At 62.5% G+C, this 3,707-nt stretch carries 4 protein-coding genes; 1 reads left to right on the top strand and 3 read right to left on the bottom strand.

All coding sequences use genetic code 11. The annotated features are described in order from the left end of the window. Positions 1 to 131: 131 nt before the first annotated feature. Entirely contained in the window at positions 132 to 791 is a 660-nt protein-coding gene (locus ABYB95_RS19115; RefSeq protein ID WP_372660476.1) for an HAD family hydrolase, read from the bottom strand. Between the two features lie 274 nt (positions 792 to 1,065). On the opposite strand from ABYB95_RS19115, the gene ABYB95_RS19120 reads away from it, so the two are divergent. Further along, positions 1,066 to 1,671, top strand: a complete 606-nt coding sequence (locus ABYB95_RS19120) for a PEP-CTERM sorting domain-containing protein (protein WP_372660479.1) — start codon at positions 1,066 to 1,068, stop codon at positions 1,669 to 1,671. A 92-nt stretch (positions 1,672 to 1,763) separates the two neighbouring features. Here the strand turns inward: ABYB95_RS19120 and fghA are convergent, their stop codons facing one another. Together fghA and ABYB95_RS19130 are read right to left on the bottom strand one after the other, a co-directional pair. Then, positions 1,764 to 2,630 (bottom strand): S-formylglutathione hydrolase, encoded by an 867-nt coding sequence (fghA, locus tag ABYB95_RS19125; RefSeq protein ID WP_372660482.1) that lies wholly within the window; start codon positions 2,628 to 2,630, stop codon positions 1,764 to 1,766. 199 nt (positions 2,631 to 2,829) lie between these two features. Beyond that, a partial coding sequence (locus ABYB95_RS19130) for a zinc-binding dehydrogenase (protein ID WP_372660486.1) occupies positions 2,830 to 3,707 on the bottom strand: 878 nt, incomplete at its 5' end.

The raw sequence follows: 3,707 nt of genomic DNA on the forward strand, positions 1-3,707 counted from the left end.
CGCGGCAGGTTTGCCCGGCGTAGCGCACATCGAACGAGACCGCCTGCCCGCCGTTGAGCAGCTCGGCGCTGTTGCACAGCGGGTAGATCGGATTCGGGTCGGACGGGGCGGACACGGTGCGGCTGGCCGGTTCAGGCGTTGGACTGCAGCCAGTCGTGCAGGTCGCGCACCGAATGCGCGATGTGGCGCGGCTGAAGCGCATGGAAAGCGGCGGGCTCGTGGGCGCCGTAGCTCACGCCCACGCTGGCGCAGCCCGCGTTCAAGGCCATTTGCAAGTCGTGCGTGGTGTCGCCAATCATGAGGGTGCGCTCGGGCACGGTGCCGAACTCGCGCATCAGCTCGTGCAACATCCGCGGGTGGGGTTTGCCAGCGGTCTCGTCGGCGGTGCGCGAGCCGTCGAACACGCCTTGCAACTCCACCGCCTTCAGGGCTTCGTTGAGCCCCTGGCGGTTCTTGCCGGTGGCCACGGTGAGCAGGTGCTGGCGGCTCTTGAGTTCGGCCAGCAGGGGCAATACGCCTTGAAACAGCACGATGTCGTGCTGGCGCGCCAGGTAGTAATGGCGAAAGCGCTCATTGAGCAAGCCGTGCTTCTCGGTCGGCACATCGGGCGCGGCATGGGCCAGCGCCTGCGCCAGCCCCATGCCGATGACGTAGCTGGCGGCCTCGTCGCTGGGCACGGTGCCGCCCACGTCGCGCACCGACCACTGGATGCAGCGGGTGATGAGCGCAGTGGAGTCGAACAGGGTGCCGTCCCAGTCGAAGGCGATGAGGTCGAATTGTCTTGGGCGCATGGGTATGACGGAAGAAAGAGTCCAATTATCTGCGTTGGTCTATTTTTCGAGCGGACGGCACGCGCCGCGAGGATGAGAGCGTTGCAGCCCGTTCGGCCAGAGCGCTCTCATCGTCGGGAAATTTGACATTTGGAAAAGACAATCACCCGCGGATCGGACCAGATACTTGAAAAATATGGGGATTTTTCCATGGCATGAAACATGCTAAATAATCATGCCTTTTGACAATTAATTTACAACCCTCGTTAGTTAAACCTTATCTCGGAGTACCGGTATGACGCTCAAAAAATTCTTCGGTGGTGGCCTGGTGGCCGCACTCGTGGCACTCACGGGGGTTGCGCAAGCAGCGCCGGTGAGTTGCACCGGTGGTGCAGGTTCTACCCGCACTTTTTATCTGGACTCTGCCCAAGGAGCCACCTGCTTGGCGGCCGGCGACGGCAACCTGCAAGGTGAAATCGGCAAGGAAGGCAACGATGCTTTCACCGCGGGTGTCGGATCGGCTTACACCATTCTGGACAAAGATCCCGGTGCCGCGCTCAACGGCAGCATTGAAAACTGGTTCAGCGTCACGGGTGGCTCTTCCGGCAACGTGACCATCAACGCAGCGCTGTGGGACCTCTTTGACTTCCTCGCCGTCGGTTTCAAAGTGGGACAAAACCTCACCCCCGATTGGGCCGTCTTTGGCGTGGGCTCGGGCACCACGACCGCAAGCTGGTGGAATGCGCCGAACCAGGGCGCCGGCCTGTCGCATGCCGTTCTGTATGGCATTGCCAAGTCGAGCAACAACGTGCCAGAACCCATGTCACTGGCCTTGCTCGGCATCGGCTTGGTGGGCATTGGCGCCGCACGCCGCCGCAAAAACAAAGCCCAACAGGGTTGAGCAAGCTGATCGCACTGGGGCATGTCCCCAGTTGCAGAATGGCCCAGTAGCTGAAATGCCACCCTTGCGGTGGCATTTTTTTGGCCGCTCGCTCAGTTCAGCGCCTGGGCGTGGTGGCGCAGGTGGTCGTCCACGAAGCTGGTGATGAAGTAATAACCGTGGTCGTAGTCTGCGTGGCGGCGCAAGGTGAGCGGCTGGCCGATGGTGGTGCAGGCGGCCTCAAGGGCTTCGGGGTGCAGCTGTTCGGCGAGAAACTTGTCCGCCAGCCCCTGGTCGATCAGGATGCCCCCGGGATAAGGCACGCTGTTCTGTTGTGACATGAGTGCGCTGGCGTCGTGCGCGACCCAGGTGGAAGCGGTTTTCCCCAGGTAACCCGCAAAGGCTTTGTGACCCCAGGGGCATAGGCTGGGCGCGCAAATGGGCGCAAAGGCCGAGACACTGGCAAAGCGCCCCGGGTGGCGCAGCGCCAGGGTGAGCGCGCCATGCCCGCCCATGGAATGGCCAAACAGACCCAGGCGGTCTGGGTTCAACCCAAACTGCGCCAGGCTGGCCGGAATCAATTCTTTCAGCAGATAACTCTCCATGCGCCAGTGGGTCGACCAAGGCGCCTGGGTGGCGTCGAGATAAAAGCCCGCGCCCACGCCAAAATCCCAGGCTAGGCCTTCGCCGTCCACGCCCGCGCCGCGTGGGCTGGTATCGGGCGTGAGCAAAGCCAGCCCCAGCTCGGCCGCCATGCGCTGGGCACCGGCCTTCATGGCAAAGGTTTCTTCGGTGCAAGTCAAGCCGGCCAAAAAGGTCAGCAACGGCACCTGCGCACCCGTCACAGCCTGCGGCGGCAGGAACAAACCAAACCGCATCGGCAGACCGATCTCACCGGACAGGTGTTTGTAAAAGCGCTGCACACCGCCAAAACAGGCGTGCTCGCTGAGCAGTTCAAGACGGTCGAAGGCGTTGTTCATGGTCAAGGCGTCGAAACACGGGCATTTCGAGAAACGAGGTGAAGTTCGGTCAAGAATGCCGCAGAACCGGTTTGCCGGGCCGCAGGCATTGCCCCTTGAGGGGCGGAGCGCAGCGACGGGGTGGGTCAATTGCGCGGTTTTGCTGGTCGGCAAGCGTTGCCCCCTGGGGGGTGACGCGCCTTCGGCGCGGCGCGGGGGATCAGTATTCCACGACCGACCGGATGGACTCGCCGCTCTTCATCAGCTCAAAGCCTTTGTTGATGTCTTCCAGCTTGAGCTTGTGGGTGATGAGGTCGTCGATGTTGATCTTGCCTTCCATGTACCAGTCCACGATCTTGGGCACGTCGGTGCGGCCGCGTGCGCCGCCGAAGGCCGAACCTTCCCACTTGCGACCCGTCACCAGCTGGAACGGGCGCGTGCTGATCTCGGCGCCGGCTTCGGCCACGCCGATGATGATGCTGCGGCCCCAGCCTTTGTGTGTGCACTCGAGCGCATCGCGCATCACCTTGGTATTGCCTATGCACTCAAAGCTGTAGTCGGCACCACCGTCGGTGAGCTGCACAATCGCATCCACCACATTGCCGCCGGCTGCGGCCACGTCTTTGGGGTTGATGAAGTGCGTCATGCCGAACTTGCGTGCCATGGCTTCGCGCTCGGGGTTGAGGTCGACGCCGATGATCTTGTCGGCACCCACCATCTTGGCGCCCTGGATAACGTTGAGGCCGATACCACCCAGGCCGAACACCACCACGTTGGCGCCCGCTTCCACCTTGGCGGTGAAGAGCACAGCGCCCAGACCGGTGGTGACGCCGCAGCCGATGTAGCAGACCTTGTCGAAAGGCGCGTCTTCGCGGATCTTGGCCAGCGAGATTTCAGCCGCCACCGTGTAGTTGCTGAAGGTGCTGGTGCCCATGTAGTGGAACAAGGGCTTGCCGTCCATGCTGAAGCGGCTGGTGGCGTCGGGCATGAGGCCTTTGCCCTGCGTGCCACGGATCAGCTGGCACAGATTGGTCTTGCGCGACAGGCAGAACTTGCACTGGCGGCATTCGGGCGTGTACAGCGGAATGACGTGGTCGC

It is taken from the genome of Hydrogenophaga sp., assembly GCF_041633695.1.
GTDB lineage: Bacteria > Pseudomonadota > Gammaproteobacteria > Burkholderiales > Burkholderiaceae_C > Hydrogenophaga.

Bases quoted from the DNA above. Each gene is read 5' to 3' on its own strand.
- fghA (WP_372660482.1), bottom strand. From the start codon at position 2,630: ATGAACAACGCCTTCGACCGTCTTGAACTGCTCAGCGAGCACGCCTGT.
- ABYB95_RS19115 (WP_372660476.1), bottom strand. From the start codon at position 791: ATGCGCCCAAGACAATTCGACCTCATCGCCTTCGACTGGGACGGCACC.
- ABYB95_RS19120 (WP_372660479.1), top strand. From the start codon at position 1,066: ATGACGCTCAAAAAATTCTTCGGTGGTGGCCTGGTGGCCGCACTCGTG.